The organism is Rhodococcus sp. C26F (genome assembly GCF_053345925.1).
Genome location: NZ_JBKFBA010000006.1, coordinates 106,082 through 110,530 on the forward strand (window position 1 = coordinate 106,082; position 4,449 = coordinate 110,530).

Annotated in this window: 5 protein-coding genes and 1 pseudogene; 3 read left to right on the forward strand and 3 right to left on the reverse strand. The window is 71.8% G+C overall.

What is annotated here, in order from left to right; genetic code table 11:
- Both ACLBYD_RS10105 and ACLBYD_RS10110 read left to right on the forward strand, forming a co-directional pair.
- Positions 1 to 1,059, forward strand: a 1,059-nt coding sequence (locus ACLBYD_RS10105) for a TldD/PmbA family protein (protein ID WP_447816319.1), incomplete at its 5' end; no start/stop codon positions are given.
- Positions 1,056 to 2,426, forward strand: a complete 1,371-nt coding sequence (locus ACLBYD_RS10110) for a metallopeptidase TldD-related protein (RefSeq protein WP_447816320.1) — start codon at positions 1,056 to 1,058, stop codon at positions 2,424 to 2,426. The genes ACLBYD_RS10105 and ACLBYD_RS10110, both read left to right, overlap by 4 nt.
- A 45-nt stretch (positions 2,427 to 2,471) precedes the next feature.
- Here ACLBYD_RS10110 and ACLBYD_RS10115 read toward each other — a convergent pair whose 3' ends face one another.
- From ACLBYD_RS10115 to ACLBYD_RS10125, 3 genes are all read right to left on the reverse strand, one after another.
- Positions 2,472 to 3,005 (reverse strand): glutathione peroxidase, encoded by a 534-nt coding sequence (locus ACLBYD_RS10115; protein ID WP_447816321.1) that lies wholly within the window; start codon positions 3,003 to 3,005, stop codon positions 2,472 to 2,474.
- 114 nt (positions 3,006 to 3,119) lie between these two features.
- Complete coding sequence (locus tag ACLBYD_RS10120) at positions 3,120 to 3,620, reverse strand: acyltransferase (RefSeq protein ID WP_447816322.1); 501 nt, start codon at positions 3,618 to 3,620, stop codon at positions 3,120 to 3,122.
- A 5-nt stretch (positions 3,621 to 3,625) separates the two neighbouring features.
- A complete protein-coding gene (locus tag ACLBYD_RS10125) occupies positions 3,626 to 4,042 on the reverse strand; it encodes a PPOX class F420-dependent oxidoreductase (protein WP_447816323.1) in 417 nt (138 codons plus the stop codon).
- Positions 4,043 to 4,116: 74 nt separating this feature from the next.
- On the opposite strand from ACLBYD_RS10125, the pseudogene ACLBYD_RS10130 reads away from it, so the two are divergent.
- Positions 4,117 to 4,449 (forward strand): annotated as a pseudogene (locus ACLBYD_RS10130) (precorrin-3B synthase); the annotation flags it as partial.

The following is a 4,449-nucleotide window of genomic DNA, read 5'->3' on the forward strand; positions in this document are numbered from 1 at the left end:
GGCGTCGACCACGTCGCCGCGAATCTGACCCTGGTCAAGGAACAGACCTTCTACGCCGATCTTGCCGGGTCGACGATCACCCAGCAGCGGGTGCGGATCCACTCCGACCTCGACGCGACCCGCGTCGACCGTGAGGCCGGCACCTTCGAGTCGATGCGCACCCTGGCCCCGCCGACCGGCCGCGGCTGGGAGTATGTGGCCTCGGACCGGTGGTGGGACTGGAGCCGTGAGCTCGCCGAGCTGCCCGAGCAGCTCGCGGAGAAGCGGCAGGCCCCGTCGGTGACGCCGGGCCGCACCGATCTGGTGATCGACCCGACGAATCTGTGGCTCACGATCCACGAATCGGTCGGGCACGCCACCGAATACGACCGGGCCATCGGCTACGAGGCCGCCTACGCCGGCACCTCCTTCGCCACCCCCGACCTGCTCGGCAGCCTGCGCTACGGCAGCGACGTCATGCACGTCACCGCCGACCGCACCGAACCGCACGGCATGGCCACCGTCGGCTACGACGACGACGGGGTCGCCGCCCAGTCCTGGGATCTCGTGAAGGACGGGGTGCTCGTCGGCTACCAACTCGACCGGGCGTTCGCCCCGAGGCTCGGGGTGGCCCGCTCGAACGGCTGCGCCTACGCCGATTCGGCGCATCACGTGCCGATCCAGCGGATGGCGAACGTGTCGCTGCAACCCGACCCGGTCGTCGATCGCAGCACCGTCGATCTGATCGCCGGGGTCGACGACGGGCTGTACATCGTCGGTGATCGCAGCTGGTCGATCGACATGCAGCGGCACAACTTCCAGTTCACCGGGCAGCGGTTCTACCGGATCCGCGGCGGCCGCCTCGCCGGGCAGGTCCGCGATGTGGCCTATCAGGCGTCGACCACCGAGTTCTGGGGTGCGCTCGAGGCGGTCGGCGGAGCGTCGACCTGGCAGCTCGGCGGCGCGATGAACTGCGGCAAGGCGCAACCCGGGCAGGTCGCGTCCGTCTCGCACGGTTGCCCGTCGGTGCTGGTCCGTGGCGTGAACGTGCTCAACACGGTGCAGGAGGGTGGCCGATGATCCCCGGAGACCGACTCGTCGAGACCGCCCTGGCGGCCTCGCCCGCCGACGAGACCATCGTGATGGTCACCGACAGTGCCGAGGCGTCGCTGCGGTGGGCCGGCAACTCGATGACCACCAACGGCTCCGCCCGTGCCCGTGGCGCCACGATCCTCGCGATCCGCCGCACCCCCGCCGGGGCGCACTGCGGGGTGGTCAGCGCCGCGATCGTCGACGCCGACGAGATCGGCGCGGTGGTCGCCGCGGGGTGGGCGGCCGCGCAGCAGGCCCCGGCGGCCCCGGATGCGATGCCGTTGATCGACGGTGATGACACCGACCCGCAGTGGGGCGAGCCGGCTGTCGGCACCGACGTGGAGGTCTTCGCCCCGCTCCTCGACGGGCTCGCCGCCGGTTTCGACGACACCGACGCCCTCTACGGGTTCGCGCACCACCGGTCGACGACGATGTGGCTGGGCACCTCCACCGGGGTGCGGCGCCGCTGGGTGCAGCGCGACGGGTCGCTCGAGATCAATGGCAAACGCGGCGGCCTGACCGGGGCGAGCGCCTGGGTCGGCGCCGGCACCGTCGACTTCACCGACATCGCGATGGATCCGCTGCGTGCCGAGCTGGCGCGGCGGCTGGACTGGGCCGGCACCCGCGTCGACCTGCCCGCCGGACGCTACGAGACGGTGCTGCCGCCCTCGGTGGTCGCGGACCTGATGATCCCGTTGCTGTGGTCCCTCGACGGGCGCGGCGCCGAGGAGGGCCGGTCGGTGTGGGCCGGGCCCGGTGGTACCCGCCTCGGCGAGCAGATCGCGGCGCTGCCGGTGACATTGACGTCCGATCCGGCCGCGCCGGGATTGGGCTATGCGCCGTTCGTGGTCGCCACCGCCTCTACCGACAGCGTCTCGGCGTTCGACACCGGCATGAGCGCCGGGCGCGTCGACTGGCTCCGCGACGGCGCCCTGCACGCGCTGGCGTATCCGCGGGCCGCGGCCGCCGAATTCGGGGCCACCCCCACGGCGCCGGGTGAGAATCTGCTGCTCACCGGTGGCAGCACCGCCGATGTGGACGACATGATCGCCCGCACCGAACGCGGTCTGCTGCTGACCACCGTGTGGTACCTGCGGGAGGTCGATCCGGCGGTGCTGTTGCTGACCGGCCTGACCCGCGACGGGGTGTATCTCGTCGAGGACGGGCAGGTGCGGGCGGCGGTGAACAACTTCCGGTTCAACGAGTCCCCGGTGGATCTGCTCGGCCGCGCCACCGAGATCGGCGCCACCGAACGCACTTTGCCGCGGGAGTGGAAGGACTGGTTCACCCGCACCGCGATGCCGCCGGTGCGCATCCCCGACTTCCACATGTCGTCGGTCAGCGCGGCTCACTGACGTCCGGTCCGGTCGGTGACGTCCATCGACCGGACCGGTAGGGGCTCAGAGCAGGTCGGTGAGTTCCTTGCCGATCTCCTCGGGGGTGACCGTCGGCTCGAAGCGGCGCACCACCGCGCCCTGCGGGTCGACGAGGAACTTGGTGAAGTTCCACTTCACCTCGTCGGTGCCGATCGCCTCCGGCCGGGTCTTGCTCACGTGCTCGAACAGGAAACCGTGCTGCGGCCCGAAATCGCCGGGAGCCTCGGCGCGCAGGTGCCGGTAGAGCGGGTGCGCGTCGTCGCCGTTGACGTCGAGCTTCGCGAACACCGGGAAGGTGACGTCGAAGTTCACGCGGCAGAACTCCTGGATCTCGTTGTCGCTGCCCGGTTCCTGACCACCGAACTGGTTGCACGGGAACGCGAGGATCTGCAGGCCGCGCTCGCCCAGCTCGCGGTGCAGCGCCTCGAGGGCCTCGTACTGCGGGGTCAGGCCGCACTTGCTGGCGACGTTGACGATCAGCAGATACCGGCCGGCGAAGCGGGCGAGATCCTCGCTGCCGCCGTCGGCGGTGGCCACGGTGTACTCGTGCACGGACATGCGCTCTCCTGTATTGGATTCGATCGGCTCGGCCCCGCAGGTGAGGTCGAGATCACCACGGACCCTACGGGATCGGGCGAACCGGGACGATCCGGGCGCGCTGCCGGTGCGGGGTCAGTCCAGGTCGCGGACGTGCCGGGCGGGGCTGCCCAGATGCAGCGTGTGCGGGGCGCAGTCCTTCGTCACCAGCGAGTTCGCGCCGATCACCGCGCCGGCGCCGATGGTCACGCCCGGCATGATCACCGCACCGGAGCCGATCCATGCGCCGTCGCCGATGGTCACCGGCTCCCCCGTCAGCGTCGATGCGCGCTGTTCGGCGGTGCCCATCCGGTGGCTGCTGGTGAGCACCCGCACGTGGTCGCCGAGGAACACCCGCTGCCCGACGATGATGTCGGCGACCGTGTCGAAATAGCAGCCGTGGTTGACGAACGAGCCCGCGCCGAGGGTGAGCCGGCCGAGGCCCTGCACCACCACGCGGGTGTGGATCAGGCTCGGCGGTGCGGCGTCGACACCGGCGCGGCGCAACCACTTCCAGCGACTCGAACCGGAGATCAGCGGGCTGCTCGCGAGCGCCACCGCGATCGCCTGGGACCGGTAGGTGTGAGAGCGCGCCACGACGTCTACCGGCCGGCCGGGTCGTCGGCGGGATCGAGCACACACGCCAACCCGACGGTGCCGGTGCGGCCGCGGCGCACCACGCTCGCGCCCACGATGATCCGGCCGAGCAACCCGTACTTGCGGGCGATCACCGACCGGGCGTGCGCCGACCCGTCGGCGTCGAGCACCTCCCCCGCGCCGGGCACCGCCGCCGACTTCGGGTTGCCGCGCGCGTCGCAGATCGCCAGGGACACCCGCGGATCGCGGCGCAGCCGCCGCACCTTGTAGGCGTCGGCGACCGTCCACACCAGCAGCCGGTTCCCGTCGGGCGCCGCCCACACCGGGGTGTCCACCGCGCTGCCGTCCTTGCGGTAGGTGGTCAGCAACACGAACTTGGCGGCGGCGAGGTCCGCGAAGGTGGGGGTCGTCGACTCGGGCACGGCCACCACCCTACAAACCGCACGGTCTCACGGCAGCACTCGTCCCGCCGGCACCGCGTTCTACGCTGGCGGTCATGGCCGATACCGCTGTCGACGTGCACCTGCCCGCCGGGCACCTGACTTCCGCGCAGGTGCAGCTGCTCGCCGAACTCGCCCACACCCACGGCGGCGGCGAACTGCACCTGACCGCCCACGCCCAGCTGCAGGTGCGCGGCGACCACGCCGCGATCAGCGCGGCCGTCACCGCCGCCGGGCTCACCGTCGACGTGCCCACCCGCGCACGGCTTCTCGTCTCCCCGCTCAGCGGCCGCATCGGCGGACACCACGACCTGCGCGAACTCACCGCCGCGGTGATCGCGCGCCTCGACGAGCGGCCCGTGGCGGCCGGCACCGTCCTCGGGCTCGAC

Coding starts and splice junctions, on each gene's coding strand:
- ACLBYD_RS10110 (WP_447816320.1), top strand. CDS start 1,056: ATGATCCCCGGAGACCGACTCGTCGAGACCGCCCTGGCGGCCTCGCCC.
- ACLBYD_RS10115 (WP_447816321.1), bottom strand. CDS start 3,005: ATGTCCGTGCACGAGTACACCGTGGCCACCGCCGACGGCGGCAGCGAG.